This window comes from Rhodococcus sp. 2G, from assembly GCF_001886355.1.
In the GTDB taxonomy this organism is placed as follows: Bacteria; Actinomycetota; Actinomycetes; order Mycobacteriales; family Mycobacteriaceae; genus Rhodococcus; species Rhodococcus pyridinivorans.
This window is the reverse complement of record NZ_CP018063.1, coordinates 2,959,707-2,979,460: the sequence shown is the minus strand read 5'-3', so window position 1 is coordinate 2,979,460 and position 19,754 is coordinate 2,959,707. Positions and strand designations below refer to the sequence as shown.

Sequence of the window (19,754 nt, the reverse complement as noted above, 5' to 3'; positions counted from 1 at the left end):
TGTCGTTCCTGGCTTTGACCCGTGAGATCGTGCGGTCCTCGTCCGCGAGTGTGATCGGTCGAGCGCTGCCCGGCCTGCAGGTGTACGTCCTCGACGAGTGGTTGCGTCCGGTTCCGGTCGGTGTCCAGGGACAGATGTACGTGGCCGGTGCGCAGCTCTCGCGCGGTTACGTCAACAAGCCTGCATTGACGGCCGGACGGTTCGTTGCGGACCCGTACGCGTGCTCCGCGACGGGTGGGTCGTCGATGTACCGGACGGGTGACCTCGGTCGGTGGAACACCGACGGGATGCTCGAGTACGCCGGCCGGTCGGACTTCCAGGTTCAGCTGCGTGGATTCCGAATCGAGCTCGGCGAGGTGGAGTCCGCCCTCACGCGCTGTCCCGGAGTGGCACAGGCGGTTGCGGTCGTCCGCGGTGACGAACGGACCGGCGACCGTCTCGTGGGCTATGTCGTACCGAGGGTTGGCGAGACCGTCGAGCCGACGCAGATTCGCGAATCCGTCGCACTGTTCCTGGCCGCGTACATGGTTCCCGACATGGTGGTCGTACTCGACGCGCTGCCGTTGACCCCGAACGGAAAGCTGGACCGGAAGGCTCTGCCGGAACCCGTTTTCGAGGTCAGGGATTTCCGGACCCCGCAGACTCCCGTCCAGGAGATCGTCGCCGGGGTGTTCGCCGAGGTGCTCGGCGTCGACCGAGTCGGTCTCGACGACGACTTCTTCGCGCTCGGGGGCAACTCGCTCGTCGCCACCCAGGTCGTCTCCCGGCTCGGATCGGCGCTCGACATGCGGCTCGGTGTCCGGGAACTGTTCGAGGAACCCACGGTCGAAGCCCTGGCAGCGCGGCTCGAACTGCACGCGGGTTCGGGTCGTCTCGCCCTCGTGAAGCAGCCGCGACCCGCGCGGGTACCGCTGTCGCTGGCACAGTCGCGCATGTGGTTCCTCAATCGATTCGACAACCGATCCACGGCATACAACATCCCGATGGCACTCGGCATGTCCGGACGTCTGGACGTGGCTGCCTTGGGTGCTGCGGTCGCAGACGTGACGGCGCGACACGAGGTGCTGCGTACCGTCTACCCGGAAAGCTCGGGTGCCCCGGTCCAGGTCGTCCTTCCGCCCACGCGGATGACGCCGACACTCGAGGTCGTGTCGACCTCCGAGGAGGAATTGCCCGAACTGCTTGCGGAACTCGCTGCGACCGCGTTCGACGTGACGACCGCTGTACCGCTGCAGGTCCGCCTGTACAAGCTCGCCGACGAGTACCACGTGCTCGCACTGGTGTTCCATCATATCGCTGCGGACGGCTCGTCGATGGCGCCGCTAGCGCGCGATGTGATGGTGGCTTATGCCGCACGCCTCGAGGGTCACGCACCGGACTGGTCGCCGTTGGCCGTGCAGTATGCCGACTACGCGATCTGGCAGCGACAACTGCTGGGCTCGGAGGACGACGAAGCATCGCTTCTCTCGCGTCAGGTCGGGTACTGGCGCAGCGCTCTCGCGGGCGTTCCGGACGAATTGCAGTTGCCGACGGACCGGCCGCGCCCTCCGGTGCAGTCGTTCCGTGGAGGGCGAGTCGCGTTCGGGATCGATGCGGAGTTGCACGAACGCCTCGTCACGCTTTCGCGCGGGCGCAACGCGACGCTGTTCATGGCGGCCCACACGGCGTTCGTGGTCCTGTTGGCACGACTGTCGAATACCGACGACATCGCGGTCGGCACTCCCATCGCCGGTCGCGGTGAACGTGCACTCGACGATCTCATCGGCATGTTCGTCAATACGTTGGTCCTGCGGACCGCGGTGTCGAGGCACATGTCCTTCTACGAATTGCTCGATTCGGTGCGCGAGACCGACCTGGAGGCGTTCGCGCACGCCGACGTGCCTTTCGAGCGCCTCGTCGAGGTGCTGAATCCGGAGCGGTCAACAGCTCGCCATCCCTTGTTCCAGGTGGGATTCTCGTTCCAGAACCTGGCGCGCACCACGCTCGAACTGCCGGGTATGACGGTGTCGGCGCTCGAACTCGACACGGGTGTCGCACAGTTCGACCTGCAGTTGTTCCTCACCGACCGGTACGGCGAGACTGGCACGCCCGAGGGAATCGACGCGGTATTCAGTTATGCGACCGACCTCTTCGACCGGTCCACGGTGGAGGCGTTCGCCGAGCGGTTCGTGCGCGTGCTCGAATCGATCGTGACAGATCCGACGTCGCCGGTCGGCGACATCGGGATCCTCTCGGCGGATGAGCACAGCCGCATGTTGGTCGAATGGAACAGCAACTCGCATGCCGTACCGGATGCGACTCTGGTCTCGATGTTCGATGCCCAGGTCGTGGCCACTCCGGACGCGCCGGCCATCGAGTACGACGGCGACGTGCTGACCTACCGCGAGTTCGGTGCGCGAGTCCGCCGGCTGGCGAGACGTCTGGTGAAGCTCGGTGTGGGTCCGGAATCGCTCGTGGCTTTGGGGATACGTCGCTCTCCCGAACTGGTGACAGCGATGTACGCTGTAGCGGCGGCCGGTGGTGCATACGTACCGATCGATCCCGACCAGCCTGTGGATCGCACGGCATACATTCTCGATACTGCCGATCCGGTATGCGTGCTGACCAGTACGCGCGACGGTTTCGGGGTGGGCAGCGCTCGACAGGTGGTCGTCGTGGACGACGAGACGGATGGGTTGTTCCGGGACACTCCGCTGACGGACGCCGAGCGACTTGCACCTTTGCGTCCCGACCACACCGCGTATGTCATCTTCACTTCCGGCTCGACGGGTCGACCGAAGGGTGTCGCAGTGTCGCACCGCGCGGTTGTGAACCAGATGCTCTGGAAGAACGCCGAGTTCGGGCTTGGGCCCGAGGATGCGGTACTGCTGAAGACGGCCGCAACCTTCGACCTGTCGGTGTGGGAGTTCTGGTCCGCTCTCGTGTCGGGTGCACGTCTCGTCATCGCGAGTGCCGAGGGACACCGGGACCCGGCGTATCTCGACGAGTTGATTCGCACCGGCGCTGTCACAACCTTGCACGCAGTGCCGTCGATGCTCGACGTGCTCATGACGGAAACCGGTGGTGCGCTTCCGTCTTCACTGCGGCGCATCCTCGCCATCGGAGAGACCCTGCCGGCACAGTCGGCGCAGGCGCTGCGGGAGTCGAACCCGCACGTGCGACTGTTCAACCTGTACGGCCCCACGGAGGCCGCAGTCTCGGTCACCAGCCACGAGGTGACCGATGGTGACACGGTCACAGTGGCGATCGGTGGGCCCGAGTGGAACACACGCCTGTACGTGCTCGACCAGCGGCTGAATCCGGTGCCGCCGGGAGTCCCCGGTGAGCTGTACCTCGCCGGGGTGCAACTCGCCCGCGGATACCTCGGTCGTCCGGACCTGACGGCGGAGCGGTTCGTCGCCGACCCGTTCGCGACGGGGACCGAGACCGGGGGGCGCTTGTACCGAACGGGCGACCTGGTCGTATGGACCGGAGAGGGCGAGCTTCGATACCTCGGTCGTACCGACTTCCAGGTCAAGATCCGCGGTTTCCGGATCGAACTCGGGGAGATCGAGTCGGTGCTTCGGAATCACCCGTCGGTGGCTCAGGCTGTCGTGCTCGTTCACCACGACGACCGGCTCGGCGACCAGCTGGTCGCGTATCTCGTCCCGTCGGCGGGGAGCGACCTCGCCGTCGACGATGTACGTGCCGCCCTCGGGGACCGTCTGCCGGGCTACATGGTGCCGGCTGCGTTCGTCGTACTCGACGCGTTGCCGCTGAACATCAACGGGAAGCTGGACCGCAGGGCTCTCCCGCAGCCGATGTTCGAGGCGAAGTCGTACCGTGCCCCGGCCACCCCGGTCGAACAGATCGTCGCAAGTATCTTCGCCGAGGTGCTCGGAACCGAACGGGTGGGGGCGGACGACGACTTCTTCGCGCTCGGTGGCAACTCGCTGCTCGCCACGCAGGTCACGGCCCGGCTCGGTGCGGCGCTGGATACCACGGTCCAGGTCCGGACGCTCTTCGAAGCTCCGACGGTGGCGGCCCTCGCCTCCCGTGCCGAGTCCGGCAAGGGATCCGGGGCACGGCGTGCACTCGTCGGTGCCCCACGCCCGAAGCAGGTGCCGCTCTCGCTCGCGCAGCAGCGAATGTGGGTGCTGAACCGGATGAATCCGAATTCGGTGGCCTACAACATCCCGGTCGTGCTGCATCTGTCCGGGTTGCTGGACGTACCGGCGCTCAGGGCTGCCGTCCGGGACGTGTTCGAACGGCACGAAATCCTTCGGACCCGTTACCCGGATACGGAGGACGGGCCGGTGCAGGAAATCGTTCCGGTCGGCGAGGCGGTGCCGACGCTCGATGTCGTCGAGGTTCCGGAGCATCTGCTGCCGGAGCGTATCGCGGAGGTGGTGGGCGTCGGCTTCGACGTCACTGCGACCGCGCCTGTGCGAGGTCGATTGTTCGAGCTCAATCCCACCGATCATGTTCTCGTGATGGTCGTTCATCACATCAGTGCAGACGGTTTCTCGATGGGACCGCTGACCCGGGACGTGATGACGGCCTATGCGTCCCGTGTCGAACGTGAGGTTCCGACCTGGTCTCCGCTCGAGATCCAGTACGCGGACTACGCACTGTGGCAGCGGGAGATCCTCGGCGACGAGAACGATCCGGAATCCACACTCGCCCGGCAGCTCGACTACTGGGCGAGCAGACTCGCCGGAGCGCCGGAGTTGCTCGAGTTGCCGGCTGATCGGCCCCGTCCTGCCCGGGCGTCCATGCGTGGGGCGGAGTACGAGTTCGCCATCGACCCGAACCGATCCGAGATGCTGGAAAAGGTTGCTCGCGAGCACAACTCGACGGTCTTCATGGTCATGCACGCTGCATTCGCAGTCCTGTTGTCCAAGCTGACGGGCACGAACGACATCGTCATCGGGACCCCGACGGCCGGTCGTGGCGAGGCCGCCCTCGACGACTTGATCGGCATGTTCGTCAACACCCTTCCCCTCCGGACGGAGATCGAGTCGAGTGCAGAGTTCGTCGAGCTGCTCTCCCAGGTCCGGGACCGGGACATCGAGGCATTCGGCAATGCGGACGTGCCGTTCGAGCGTGTCGTCGATGCGCTCGGCCGGCGCCGCACCGCCGCCTATTCCCCCCTGGTCCAGGTGCTGTTCGCGTTCCAGAACATGGCACCGCGCTCGCTGCAGTTGCCCGGCCTCGAGGTGTCGCTGGTCGAGGGCAATTTCGACCAGGCGAAGTTCGATCTGCAGCTCAGCGGCGGGGAGGTGTTCGACGAGAACGGGCGCAGTGGGGGCATCCGGTTGCTGTTCACCTATGCCACCGACCTGTTCGACGAGGAGACCGTCGCCCGGTTCGCCGCGAGGTATCTGCGGGTCGTCGACGCGGTCATCGGGAATCCCGGTGTCGTCGTCCGCGACATCGACATCCTCGACGAAGAGGAACGTGCGAATCTGACGCCGCAGCGGAAGGCGACCGCCGCGGACCTGCCCGAACTGGTGGCCGCCGCGGCGGCCGTCCGGCCCGACGAGACCGCACTGACACACGGCGATGCCACCGTGACCTTCGGGGCGTTGAACAACAAATTGGCGTCGGTCGCGAAGTCCATGGGCGCGACGCTCAAGCCGGAGGCGCAGGTCTCGGTGGCCCTGTCCGGTCTGGTTCCGGGAATCCTTCCGGCCCTGGGCGTCGACGGATACGCCGCACTGATCGAGTCACTCATCACCCAAGCGCAGAGCTTGGCGACACAGAGGAAAAGGTAGATGTCGGTTCGGAAGCCCGGTCAGGAATCTCTCACCATCGAGGACCTCCCGCGGCTGATCTCGGAGGTGGCGGCGGTAGCGCCCGAGCGGGTCGCGCTCTCGCACGGTGACACCGCCGTCACCTACGGAACGCTCCACGACGAACTGACCGGTCTCGACGCCGCGATGGGCGGAGCGCTCGGTCCGGACGCCCTCGTCCCGGTGGTGCTGTCGAACCTCGTTCCCGCACTGCTCGAATCCGATGCGGACGGTGGCCTCGCCGGTGTCGTCGAGACCCTCATCTGCGACACCGGCGACGTCGTCGACGTGCCCGTCGTCGCCAAAGCGGCCGACACCCTGCCGGCGCTGTTCGAGCAGCAGGTCGCCCGCACACCGGATGCGATCGCTCTCGAGTTCGAGGGGGAGACCCTCACCTACGCGCAGTTCGACGCCGCCGCCAACCGGATGGCCCGCTACCTCGTCTCGATCGGCGTGGGTCCGGAGACGACGGTGGGCCTCGCGATCCGCCGATCGCTGGATCTGCTCGTCGCCATGTACGGCATCGTCAAGACCGGCGGTGCCTACGTCCCGCTCGACCCGGACCACCCGGCCGACCGCATCGCGCACGTCCTCGCCGCAGCACGCCCCGTCGCGGTCCTGACGACCTCGCGCGACGGAATCGAGGTGCCCGCACACGTTCCGCTCCACGAGGTGGATCGGCTCGACCTCACCGGTTTCGACGCGGCCCCGCTCACGGACGCCGACCGCACCGGCCCGCTGCGCCGCGACAACACCGCCTACATCATCTTCACGTCGGGCTCGACGGGCCTGCCCAAGGGCGTGGCCGTCGCCCATCGGGCCATCGTCGCGAATCTGCGCTGGCGCCAGCGGGAGTACGGCTTCACCGAGGCCGACGTCATCCTGCAGAAGACGCCGTTCACGTTCGACGTCTCGGTGTGGGAGTTCTTCTGGCCGTTGCAGGTCGGCGCCCGCCTGGTCGTCGCCGTGCCCGACGGTCATCGCGACCCCGAGTACCTCGCCCGCGCGATCGCCGACCGCGGTGTGACCGCACTGCACTTCGTGCCGTCGATGCTCTCCGTCTTCGTCGCGGAGCCGCTCGCTGCCCGAACCGACTCTCTCCGTTACGTTTTCGCGTCCGGTGAGGCATTGCCCGCGCAGACCGTCGCCCGCTTCCACGAGATCAGTTCGGCAGAGCTCCACAACCTGTACGGTCCCACCGAAGCCGCCGTCGACGTCACCTACTACGCGACCGCACGCGGCGACAGGACGATCCCGATCGGTGCCGCCGTCGCCGACACCGGACTGCACGTGCTCGACGACGCACTCCGGCCGGTCCCGCCGGGCGTTCCCGGCGAGCTGTACCTGTCGGGTGTGCAGCTCGCGCGCGGCTACGTCGCCCGGCCGGACCTGACGTCGGATCGTTTCGTCGCCGACCCCACCGGCCGCAACGGCGAACGCATGTACCGAACGGGCGACCTCGTCCGGCGCCGCCCCGACGGGCAGCTCGACTACATCGGACGCGTCGACTTCCAGGTCAAACTGCGCGGACTGCGCGTCGAACTCGGCGAGATCGAAGCGGCCATCCTCGGACGCGACGACGTGTCCCAGGCCGTGGTGGTCGTGCACTCCGATCCGGTCACCGGCGACCACCTCGTCGCGTACGTCGTCGCGACGGGGGGAGTCACCCTCGACACGGCCGAGCTGACCGCGACCGCCCGCGAGCGGCTCCCGGACTACATGGTTCCGAACCTGTTCGTCCAGCTCGACGAATTCCCGCTCAACGCCAGCGGAAAGCTCGACCGCAAGGCACTGCCCGCCCCCGACTTCACGTCCGCGCGGGAGTACCGCGAACCGTCGACGCCCGCCGAACAGGCGGTCGCGCAGATCTTCGCGGACCTCCTCGGCGCGGAGCGGGTCGGCGCCGACGACGACTTCTTCGAGCTCGGCGGCAACTCGCTCATCGCGACGCGAGCCGTCGCCCGGATCAACTCGCGGTTCTCGGTGCACGTCGAGGTCGGGGAGTTCTTCGACGCGCCCACCGTGGCCGATCTGGCGCGACTCGTCGACGAGGCCGCCGATCGCGGAACCGGGCCGCGGCTTCCGTTGCGTCCGATGCCGCGTCCCGACCGGGTGCCGCTGTCGCTGGCGCAGCAGCGCATGTGGTTCCTCAATCAGCTCGAACCCGACTCCGCGGTCAACAACATTCCGTTCGCGCTGCGGCTGTCCGGACTTCTCGACCGGCACGCCCTGCAGATCGCGGTGGCCGACGTGCTGGCGCGGCACGAGGTGCTGCGGACGGTGTACCCGGAGGTCGACGGCGTCGGCTACCAGAAGGTCGTGCCGACCCGGGAGGTCATCCCGGACCTGAGCCCGGTGGCCGTGTCGGAGAGCGAGGTCGCCGAGCGGATCGCGGAGAAGATGGCGGCACCGTTCGACGTCACGCAGCGGGTGCCGTTCTGGGCGGGGCTGTTCGAGATCAGCGCGACCGAGCACGTGCTGGCGTTCTCCGTGCACCACATCGCCGGGGACGGCTTCTCGATGGGTCCCCTCACCCGGGACGTCATGACCGCCTACGCCGCGCGGTCGGCGGGGGAGTCCCCCGACTGGCAGCCGCTGACGGTGCAGTACGCCGACTACAGCATCTGGCAGCGGGAGATGCTCGGTTCGGAGGACGATCCGGAGTCGGTCGCGGCACGCCAGATCGACTTCTGGAAGCGGGAACTCGCGGATCTGCCCGACGAGCTTCCGCTGCCCACCGACCGGCCGCGTCCGGCGGTGGCGACCAGCCACGGTGACCTGCTGCGCTTCTCTGTGGACGCGAGCCTCCGGAATCGGCTGAACGCGGTCGCGCGGGACAACAACGCAACACTGTTCATGGTCGTGCACAGTGCGCTGGCCGTGCTGTTGTCGCGGCTGTCGGGTTCGCGCGACATCGCGATCGGTTCTCCCGTCGCAGGCCGTGGGGACGTCGCGCTCGACGACCTGATCGGAATGTTCGTCAATCCGCTCGTCCTGCGCTCGACGGTCGATCCCGCCGAGCACTTCACCGAACTGCTGTCCCGGGTCCGGGCATCGGACCTGAAGGCCTTCGCCCACGCGGAGGTCCCGTTCGAGCGGCTCGTCGAGGTCCTCAATCCGGTTCGGTCGCAGTCCCGGCATCCCTTGTTCCAGGTGGCGCTCGCGTTCCAGAACATGGACAACACCCGGCTCGAACTGCCGGGTCTGACGGTCAGCGGGGTCGAATTCGACTACGACCTGGCGAAGTTCGACCTGCAGGTCACGGTTGCGGATCATCCGGACGGCGCCGACAACGGTCTGCTCGTCGAGATGTCGTACGCGACGGACCTGTTCGACCCCGCGACCGTGGAGTCGATCGTGGCCCGCTTCGTGCGTGTGCTGGAAGCGATCGCGGCGGATCCCGCTGCCGTGGTCGGTGACATCGAACTGCTCGACGCGGCCGAGCGCGACGCGCTCGTGGCGGGCGTCGACGCGACCCGGCACGACATCGACGCGTCGACGACCCTGCCGGCGCTGTTCGAGGCGCGTGCTGCGGACAACCCCGGTGCGGTCGCCGTGGTGTCCGGCGGGCAGAGCCTGACCTACGGCGAGTTCGCCTCCCGGGTGAACCGGCTCGCGCGGCGGCTGATCGCGCAGGGCGTCGGACCCGAGGTGCGGGTCGCGCTGGCGATGCGCAGGTCCGCCGATCTCGTGATGGCGATGTACGCGGTGCTCACCGCGGGCGGCGCCTACGTGCCCGTCGACCCGGATCAGCCCGACGACCGGATCGACTACATCCTCGACACCGCCGCGCCGCTGTGCGTGCTGGTGGCCGACGCTGCCGACGCCGAGCGATTCGGCGACCGGACCGTGCTCGTCGGCGGCGACGACGATCCGGCCGTCTCCGACGCGCCCGTCGCCGACGCCGACCGGCGATCGGTGCTGCGCCCGGACAACACCGCGTACGTGCTGTTCACCTCCGGCTCGACGGGCCGCCCGAAGGGCGTGTCCGTCGCGCAGCGCTCCGTGGTGAACCAGGTGCTGTGGCTCACGGACCGCTTCGGGATCGACTCGTCCGACGTGGTGCTGCTCAAGACTCCCGTGACCTTCGACGTGTCGGTGTGGGAACTGTTCTGCACGCTTCTCGCCGGTGCCCGCATGGTGATCGCGGAGCCGGACGGGCACCGCGACCCCGTCTATCTCGCGCAGTTGATCGACGAGCAGTCGGTCACCATGGTCTCGTTCGTGCCGTCGATGCTCGGCCCCTTCGTCTCGGTACTCGGGTCCGAGGGTGGCGCGTCCCTGCGCGCCGTGCTCGTCGCCGGTGAAGCGTTCCCGCCGTCCACCGCCGCCCAGGTGCACGCGGCGATTCCGGGGGCCGCGCTGCACAACCTGTACGGTCCGACCGAGTTCACCGTGCACGCAACCGAGGCCGCGGTGCGGCCGGACGCGGCCGTGACGATCGGCCGGCCGGTGTGGAATTCCGGTGCTCTGGTGCTGGATTCGCGTCTGCGCCCCGTGCCGTTCGGTGTCGCGGGTGAGCTGTACCTGTCGGGCGTCCAGCTCGCACGCGGGTATCACGGCCGGGTCGACCTGACCGCCGACCGTTTCGTCGCCGACCCGTACGGTGCGCCGGGCGAGCGCATGTACCGCACCGGCGACCTCGTCCGCTGGACCCGCACGGCCGGCGGCGCACCGGAACTGGTGTACATCGGCCGCACCGACTTCCAGGTGAAGTTCCGCGGCCAGCGCATCGAGCTCGGCGAGATCGAAGCGGTCCTGTCCGCCGATCCGTCCGTGTTGTCGGCGGTGGTGCTCGTGCACGAATCGTCGACCGGCCAGCACCTGGTCGCCTATGTCGTCCCGGTGCCGGGCGCGGTGATCGACGCCGGCGCCGCCCGCACGGCCGCCGCGGCGGCGCTTCCGTCGTACATGGTTCCGTCGGTGGTGACCGTGCTCGACGCGTTCCCGCTCAACGCGTCCGGCAAGCTCGACCGCAAGGCGCTGCCGGAGCCGGAGTTCGAAGCTCGCGAGTTCCGTGCCCCGACCACACCGGTGGAGGAGATCGTCGCCGGGGTGTTCGGTGAGGTGCTCGGCGTCGAGCGGGTCGGTCTCGACGACGACTTCTTCGCGCTCGGCGGCAACTCGCTGATCGCGACCCAGGTGGTCTCGCGTCTCGGAGCGGCACTCGACACCCGCGTCCAGGTCCGTACGTTGTTCGAGGCATCGACGGTCGTGGATCTGGCCACCCGGCTCGAGTCGCACGTCGGGGCCGGTGGACGCGCTGCGCTCACGGCGCAGGTGCGCCCGGAGCGGGTTCCGTTGTCACTGGCGCAGTCCCGCATGTGGTTCCTCAACCGGTTCGACCCAGACTCGACCGCCTACAACCTGCCGATGGCGCTGCGGATCCGCGGTGCCCTCGACGTCGACGCGCTGCGTGCGGCCGTCGCCGACGTGGTGGCGCGGCACGAGTCGCTGCGCACGGTGTACCCCGAGACTTCGGACGGACCCGTCCAGGTCGTGCTACCGGTGCAGCAGTCCGTTCCGGACGTCGACGTCGAACGGACCACGGCCGAGCAGCTGCTCGCTGCCGTCACGGACTTCATGGTGCGGCCGTTCGATGTGACAAGCGAAGTGCCCCTGCGCATCCGCTTGTTCGATCTCGGCGGCGACGAGTTCGTGCTGGCGATGGTGGTGCATCACATCTCGGCCGACGGTGCGTCGATGGCGCCGTTCGTGCGGGATGTGATGCTCGCGTACAGCGCCCGGGTCGGCGGCGGAGCCCCGTCGTGGGAGCCGCCGGCGGTGCAGTACGCGGACTATGCGTTGTGGCAGCGGTCGGTGCTGGGCTCGGAGGACGATCCGTCCTCGCTGATCTCGCAGCAGATCCGCCACTGGACCGCTGCCCTGGCCGGGCTGCCGGATCAGTTGGAGTTGCCGGCCGATCGTCCGCGTCCGGCGGTGCAGTCGGTGGCCGGTGCGCGCGTCGATGTGGCGGTGCCGGCGGAGCTGCACGGGCGGTTGGTGCAGTTGGCGCGGGCGCACAACGCGACGTTGTTCATGGTCGTGCACGCGGCGTTGTCGGTGCTGCTGGCGCGGTTGTCGGGCACGTCGGATGTGGCGGTGGGCACGCCGATCGCGGGTCGTGGGGAGCGTGAGCTCGACGATCTGATCGGCATGTTCGTCAACACGTTGGTGTTGCGGGCGGATGTGCGTTCGGGTGGGTCGTTCGAGGAGTTGCTGGGGGCGGTCCGGGAGTCGGATCTGCAGGCGTTCGCGCATGCGGATGTGCCGTTCGAGCGGTTGGTGGAGGTGCTCAATCCGGCGCGGTCGACGGCGCGGCATCCGCTGTTCCAGGTCGGCTTCTCGTTCCAGAACCTGAACGAGGCCAGCCTGGAACTCGACGACCTCGCCATCGCCCCGCTCGACCTCGAGCACCGGACCTCGCAGTTCGATCTGCACTGGATCGTGCAGGACACCTACGACGAGGCCGGGGCTCCCACGGGGATCGGCGGTTTCGTGACCTATGCGACGGCGTTGTTCGACGAGTCGACGGTCGTGTCGTTCGTCGGGCGGTTCGTGCGGGTGCTCGAGGAGATCGTGGCGGATCCGTCGCGTCCGGTCGGGGATCTGGAGATCCTCGGTGCGGGGGAGCGGTCTCGGATCCTGGAGTCGTTCAACGACACTGCGCACGAGGTGGATGCGTCGGCGACGTTGGTCTCGTTGTTCGAGGCGCAGGTCGCCGCGACCCCGGACGCGCCGGCCCTCGAATTCGACGGTCGCACCTGGACCTACCGTCAGGTCGACGCGTGGGCGGGTGCGATCGCCCGGCAGCTGGTCGCGCGTGGCGTCGATCCCGAAGAGCGGGTCGCGCTCGGTATGCGCCGCTCGGTGGAGTTGGTGATCGGCATGGTCGCGGTCGCGAAGGCCGGTGGCGCCTACGTGCCGGTGGATCCGGATCAGCCGGCGGAGCGGACCGACTACATTCTCGGCACCGTCGATCCGGTGTGTGTGCTGACCACGCACCGTGACGATTTCGGCGTCGGTGGGCGTCCGGTGCTGTTCGTCGACGACGCGGCGACCGCGGATCTGTCCGCCGCGCCGATCACGGACGAGGAGCGGATCGTTCCGCTGCGCCCCGACCATACGGCGTATGTGATCTTCACGTCGGGTTCGACGGGTCGTCCGAAGGGTGTGGCGGTGCCGCATCGGGCGGTGGCGAATCAGTTGGTGTGGAAGGTTGCGGCGTTCGGGTTGGGGCCGGGCGATGCGGTGTTGCTCAAGACTGCGGCGACGTTCGACTTGTCGGTGTGGGAGTTCTGGTCGGCGTTGGTTTCGGGTGGCCGGTTGGTGGTGGCCGAGGCGGAGGGGCATCGGGATCCGGCGTATCTGCTGGGGTTGATGCGGTCGGCGTCGGTGTCGACGTTGCATGTGGTGCCGTCGATGCTCGAGGCTCTGTTGACGGCGGCGTCGTCCTCGGGTTCGGGTGGTGTGTTGGCGTCGTCGTTGCGTCGGGTGCTGGCGATCGGTGAGGCGTTGCCGGGGTCGGTGGCGCAGCGGCTCCGGTCGGTGAATCCGGGTGTGGGGCTGTTCAATCTGTACGGTCCGACGGAGGCTGCGGTGTCGGTGACCTGGCACGAGGTGTCGGATGCCGATGTGGTGGGTGTGCCGATCGGTGTGCCGGAGTGGAATGTGTCGGCGTTCGTGCTGGACGAGCGGTTGCGTCCGGTGCCGGTGGGTGTTGCGGGTGAGTTGTATCTGTCGGGTGTGCAGTTGGCTCGGGGGTATTTCGGTCGGCCGGAGTTGACGGCGGATCGGTTCGTGGCGAACCCGTTCGCCGGTGGGGCGAGCGGAGCGGCGGGGGACGTCACCGCCGGGGCGCGGATGTATCGCACGGGTGATCTGGTGCGGTGGCTGCCGGACGGCACGCTGGACTACCTCGGCCGTACCGATTTCCAGGTGAAGGTGCGTGGTTTCCGGATCGAGCTCGGTGAGATCGAATCGGTTCTGCGGAATCAGGTTTCGGTGTCCCAGGCTGTGGTTGTCGTGCACAGTGACCGGCACACGGGCGAGCAGCTCGTCGGTTACGTCGTCCCCGCGGACGGTGCGGCGGTCGAGGTGTCGGCGCTCGCGGCCGGGGTGGCGGCGGAGTTGCCGTCGTATATGGTGCCCACCGCGTGGGTGGTGCTCGACGCGCTGCCGCTGAACATCAACGGCAAGATCGATCGCAAGGCCTTGCCGGCGCCGCAGGTGGTGCAGCGCGAGTTCCGGGCACCCACGACCCCGGTCGAGGAGGCGGTTGCCGCGGTGTTCGCCGAGGTGCTCGGCGTCGAGCGGGTCGGCTTGGACGACGACTTCTTCGCGCTCGGCGGGAATTCGCTGGTGGCGACGCAGGTGACGGCCCGGTTGGGTGCGGCGCTGGATGCGCAGGTGCCGGTGCGGACGGTGTTCGAGGCGTCGACGGTGGCGGCGCTGGCGGCGGCGGTGGAGTCGCACGCCGGTTCCGGTGCGCGGGCGGCGCTGACGGCGCGTCCGCGTCCGGAGCGGGTGCCGTTGTCGCTGGCGCAGCAGCGGATGTGGTTCCTCAACCGCTTCGATTCCGGCACGGCCGTGAACAACATTCCGGTGGCGTTGCGGCTGAGCGGAGCGCTCGACGTCGCGGCACTCACCGCCGCGGTCTCGGATGTCGTGGCGCGCCACGAGGTGCTCCGTACCTACTACCCGGAGTTCGACGGCGTGGGACAGCAGGTCGTGCTGCCCGTCGCCGACGCTCCGGTGTTGGGGGTCGAGCGTGTCGACGCCGAGCGCGTCACCGAGCGGGTCGCCGAGCTGATCGGTTCCGGCTTCGATGTCACTGCCGAGGTGCCCTTCCGTGCAGTGCTGCTCGAGTTGTCCCCCGGCGAGTTGTCCCCGAACGAGCGGATTCTGGTGCTCGTGGCGCACCACATCAGCGCCGACGGGTTCTCCATGGGCCCGCTCGCCCGCGATGTGATGGTGGCCTACGCGGCCCGCTCGCGGGGCGAGGCGCCGTCGTGGGCACCGCTCGAGGTGCAGTACGCGGACTTTGCGCTGTGGCAGCGCGAGGTCCTCGGCGACGAGGACGATCCGGAATCGCTGATCTCCACCCAGCTCGACTACTGGTCCGAGACCCTCGCCGGAACCCCGGACGTGCTGGACCTGCCCACCGACCGGCCCCGGCCGGCGCAGGCGACCTATCGCGGCGACACGCACCGCTTCGAGCTGCCGGCGGACGTGTTCGCCGCCGTCGAACGGTGCGCGTCCGAGCAGTCGGCGACGCCGTTCATGGTGGTGCACGCGGCGTTCGCGGTGCTGCTGGCCCGCCTGTCGGGCACCGAGGACATCGTGATCGGGTCGCCGGTCGCCGGTCGCGGTGAGGCCGCGCTCGACGACCTGGTCGGCATGTTCGTCAACACCGCGGTGCTGCGTACCGTCGTCGACGGCTCCGAGTCGTTCACCGATCTGCTGCGCCGGGTCCGCGAAGGCGACCTCGCGGCGTTCGGGCACGCCGACGTTCCGTTCGAGCGTCTCGTCGACGAGCTCGATCCCGTCCGCTCGCAGGCGCATTCGCCGATCTTCCAGGTGGTGCTGGCCTTCCAGAACCTGGCCGCGGGAACGTTCGAGCTCGGCGACCTGTCGGTGGCGCCGGTCGAGGCCGACGCCCACATCGCGAAGTTCGACCTGCAGCTCACCGTCGTCCCGGGAGACCGGGACGAAGGCGCGGCCGTGCCCGCGATGTTCGAGTACGCGACCGATCTGTTCGACGACTCGACGGTCGCCGCGTTCGCGGAGCGTTTCGTGCGGCTGCTCGCGGCACTGACCGGTGCCCCGGATCAGTCCGTCGGGGACGCCGATCTGTTCGCTCCCGGCGAGCTCGCCGGGCTCCTGGCGCACGCCGGACCGGCCGGTCCGGAGCCGCGTACGCTGCCCGAGCTGATCGCCGCGGCCGTCGCCGCGAACCCCGACGGGGTCGCGGTCCGCTGCGAGGATCGCGAGCTCACCTACCGTGAGCTGGACGCGCGTTCGTCGCAGCTCGCCCGCGTGTTGCTGCAGCGCGGTGTCGGTGCCGAGCAGCTCGTCGCGGTCGCGATTCCGCGATCGATCGAATCGGTGCTCGCGGTCTGGGCCGTGACGAAGACCGGTGCCGCCTTCGTCCCGGTGGACGCGAACTACCCGGCGGACCGGATCGAGCACATGGTCACCGATGCGCGCGCCGCGGTCGGTCTGACCCTGGCGCAGCACGTCGAGGCGCTGCCCGGCGTCACCGACTGGCTCGTCCTCGACGACGCCGCGGTACAGACGTCGGGCGAGGCGGAAGCGGCGACTCCGGTCGCCGAGGCCGAACTGCCCCTCCCGATTCGGGTCGAGCAGGTGGCGTACGTCATCTACACGTCCGGCTCCACGGGTAAGCCCAAGGGTGTCGCGGTCACGCACGCGGGTCTGCACAACTTCTGTGTCGAGCAGCGCGAGCGCTACCGTCCCGGCCCGGATTCCCGGATCCTGCACGTGTCGTCGCCGAGCTTCGACGCATCGATGCTCGAGCTGCTGCTCGTGCTCGGCGCGTCCTCGACGATGGTGATCTCGCCCGCCGCCGTGTTCGGTGGTGCAGAGCTGGCGGAACTCATTCGCCGCGAACGGGTTTCGCACGCCTTCATCACCCCTGCGGTGCTGGCGTCGATGGATCCGTCCGGTCTGGATTCGCTGCAGCACCTCGCCGCCGGTGGTGAGGCGGTGCCCGCCGACGTCGTCGCACGCTGGGCGCCCGGTCGTTCGCTGTACAACGGCTACGGCCCCACCGAGACCACGATCATGGCGAACATCTCGGAGCCGATGGTGCCGGGCGCACCGATCACCATCGGTGGCCCGATCCGCGGGATGCGCGAGGTCGTGCTCGACGCGCGGCTGCGCCCGGTCCCCGTCGGCGTCGTCGGCGAGCTGTACATCTCGGGAGTCCAGCTTGCACGCGGGTATCACGCCCGCGGCGCACTGACCGCCGACCGGTTCGTCGCCGACCCGTACGGCGAACCCGGCGAGCGGATGTACCGCACCGGCGACGTCGTGCGGTGGACCCCGAGCGGGGAGATCGCCTACGTCGGCCGCAGCGACCACCAGGTGAAGATCCGCGGCCTCCGGGTCGAACTCGACGAGATCGACGCCGTGCTCGTCTCGCACGAGCGCGTGGACTTCGCGGCGACGATCGGCCACGAGACCCCGACCGGTGGCACCGCCGTCGTGTCGTACGTCGTCCCCGCCGCCGGCGCCGACCTGGACACCGACGCGCTGCGGGAGTTCGCGGCGACTTCGCTGCCCGCACACATGGTGCCGGTCGTCGTGATCCCGCTCGACGCGATCCCGCTGACCCCGGTCGGCAAGCTGGACCGCAGGGCGCTGCCGGAGCCGCTGTTCGAGACCAAGGCGTTCCGTGCGCCGTCGACGCCGATCGAGGAGATCGTCGCCGGGGTGTTCGCGGATGTGCTCGGCGTCGACCGCGTCGGGGCGGACGACGACTTCTTCGATCTCGGTGGCAACTCGCTGATCGCGACGCAGGTCGCGGCGCGGCTCGGCGCGGCACTCGACACCACGGTCCCGGTCCGGGAACTGTTCGAGGCGCCGACCGTCGGGACGCTCGCGGCCCGGCTGGAAGGGCTCGCCGGCGGGGGTGGCCGTGCGCCGCTCACGGCCGGTCCGCGACCGGAGATCGTGCCGCTCTCGCTCGCGCAGCAGCGCATGTGGTTCCTGAACCGGTTCGATCCGGCTTCCGGGTCCTACAACATCCCGCTGGCGATCCGGTTGTCCGGCACGCTGGACGTGGCGGCGCTGCAGGGCGCGGTCGGCGACGTGATCGGCCGGCACGAGATCCTCCGCACGGTCTATCCCGAACTCGACGGCAGCGGGCACCAGGTGGTGCTGCCGGTCGCCGACGCCCTGCCGGACCTGACTCCCGAGCGGGTCGGTGCGGACGAGCTGCCCGACCGGGTGCGCGCCCTGGCGTCGGCGGGATTCGATGTGACCGAGGCGATTCCGGTCCGGATCCGGCTGTTCGCGGTCGACGAGACCGAGCACGTCCTCGTGCTGGTCATGCACCACATCAGCGGTGACGGCTTCTCGCTCGGTCCGCTGACCCGTGACGTCATGGTCGCGTACACCGAGCGGGCCGCGGGACGCCTGCCCGAATGGGCGCCGCTGCCGGTGCAGTACGCCGATTTCGCGCTGTGGCAGCGGGCCGTCCTCGGTACCGAGGACGATCCGGACTCGCAGATCTCGGCACAGCTCGGCTACTGGCGCGAGGCACTCGCCGGACTGGCCGACGACCTCGAGCTGCCCACGGACCGGCCACGGCCGGCGATGCCGTCCATGGCGGGCGCGTACCACGCGTTCACGCTCGAGCCCGAGCTGCACCGCGGGCTGACCGAACTCGCGCGCGCACACAACACCTCGATGTTCATGGTGGTGCACGCGGCGCTGGCGGTCCTGCTGGCGCGGCTCACCGGCGGCCGCGACATCGCGGTCGGCACCGGTGTCGCAGGACGCGGCGAACCCGAACTCGACGACCTGATCGGCATGTTCGTCAACACGCTCGTGCTGCGCACCGATGTCGATCCGTCCCGGTCGTTCGGTGAGCTCGTCGACCGCGCCCGGGAAACGGACCTGTCGGCATTCGCGAACGCCGATCTGCCGTTCGAGCGTCTCGTCGAGGTTCTCGATCCGGCACGGTCGTCGGGACGTCACCCGTTCTTCCAGGTGATGCTGTCGCTGCAGAACTTCCGGCCGGTGTCCTTCGAGCTGCCGGGCCTGACGATCAGCGGCCTCGACACCGGAGAGGTCGCGGCCAAGTTCGATCTGATGCTGACGCTCGAGGGCACCTACGACGGCGCGGGTGATCCGGACGAGTTGATCGCCGGGTTCACCTACGCCACCGACCTGTTCGACGGCGCCACCGTCGAGCGGTTCGCCGAGCGGTTCACCCGGATCGTGGAGGCGGTCGTCACGAAGCCCGACGTGACCGTCGGCGACATCGACATCATGGGTGCCGCCGAACGCGCACAGTTCCAGGCCCGCACGACCGACACGGAATCCGAGTCGGGGGCCACGGCCCGCAACCTGGTGTCGGTGCTCATGTCCACCGTCGAGTCCGACCCGGAGGCTCCGGCGCTCGCGGACGGCGAGGACGAGGTCTCCTACGCCGAGCTGGATGCGAGGTCGTCGCGTTCGGCCCGGTTCCTGCTCGGTCGCGGTATCGGCACCGGAAGCCGGGTCGGCATCCGGATGCCGCGCTCGATGGACCGCGCCGCCGCCGTGTGGGCCGTCCTCAAGACCGGCGCCGCGGTCGTCCTCCTCGACGAGGCAGTGTCCGACGAGGCAGTGTCCGACGAGGCAGTGTCCGGCGGGGCAGTGTCCGGCGGGGCGGGGCTCGACGTCGTGCTCGGTGTCGCCGGGGACCCCGCCGATGCGTCGGTGATCGTCCTGGACGATCCGGACACGGCCGCGGCGATCGAGGCACAGTCCGGGACCCCGGTGACCTACGCGGACCTGATACGTCCGATCCGGGGCGACGACCCGGCGTTCGTGCTCGCTGCCGGCACCGAACGGGAACGGGTGATCGGCCACGCGGCCGCGGCGGACGTCGCCGCCCGGCTCGCGACCCGCACCGGCGTCGACTACGAGTCCCGCACGCACGTGCACGGGCCCGCCGACTCGGAGGCCGCGGTGCTCGAGCTGCTCGTGGCCGCCATTGCCGGCGCCGCCCTGGTGGCTCCGCAGGAACGCGCGGCGTCGTTCGAGGACGAGCTCGCCGATCAGTGGGTGACGCACCTGTTCGTCGGGTCACCCGGCGCACCCCGGTTCGACGACGGAATCCCAGAGGACCTCGGTGCGATGGTGTTCGTGGACGTGCAGCCGGAGCCCGGATACGAGGACCTGCTGGGGGCCGACGGTCCGGATCTGTTCACCGACGTGGTCACCGCCGCCGACGGCGGCCGGTAG

Annotated in this window: 2 protein-coding genes (1 of these 2 only partly in view); both read left to right on the top strand. The window is 69.0% G+C overall.

Features of this window, described 5'->3' with window-relative positions; translation table 11 throughout:
* On the top strand, positions 1-5,756 hold the 3' end of the coding sequence (locus BO226_RS13960; RefSeq protein ID WP_083543636.1) for a non-ribosomal peptide synthetase. The gene continues 11,914 nt to the left of window position 1, outside the view; only the last 5,756 of its 17,670 coding nucleotides appear in the window; its start codon lies off the left edge, out of view; the stop codon is at positions 5,754-5,756.
* Positions 5,757-19,754 carry a non-ribosomal peptide synthetase gene (locus BO226_RS13955; protein WP_071935483.1) on the top strand — a complete coding sequence of 4,666 codons (13,998 nt, stop codon included), beginning with the start codon at positions 5,757-5,759 and terminating at the stop codon, positions 19,752-19,754.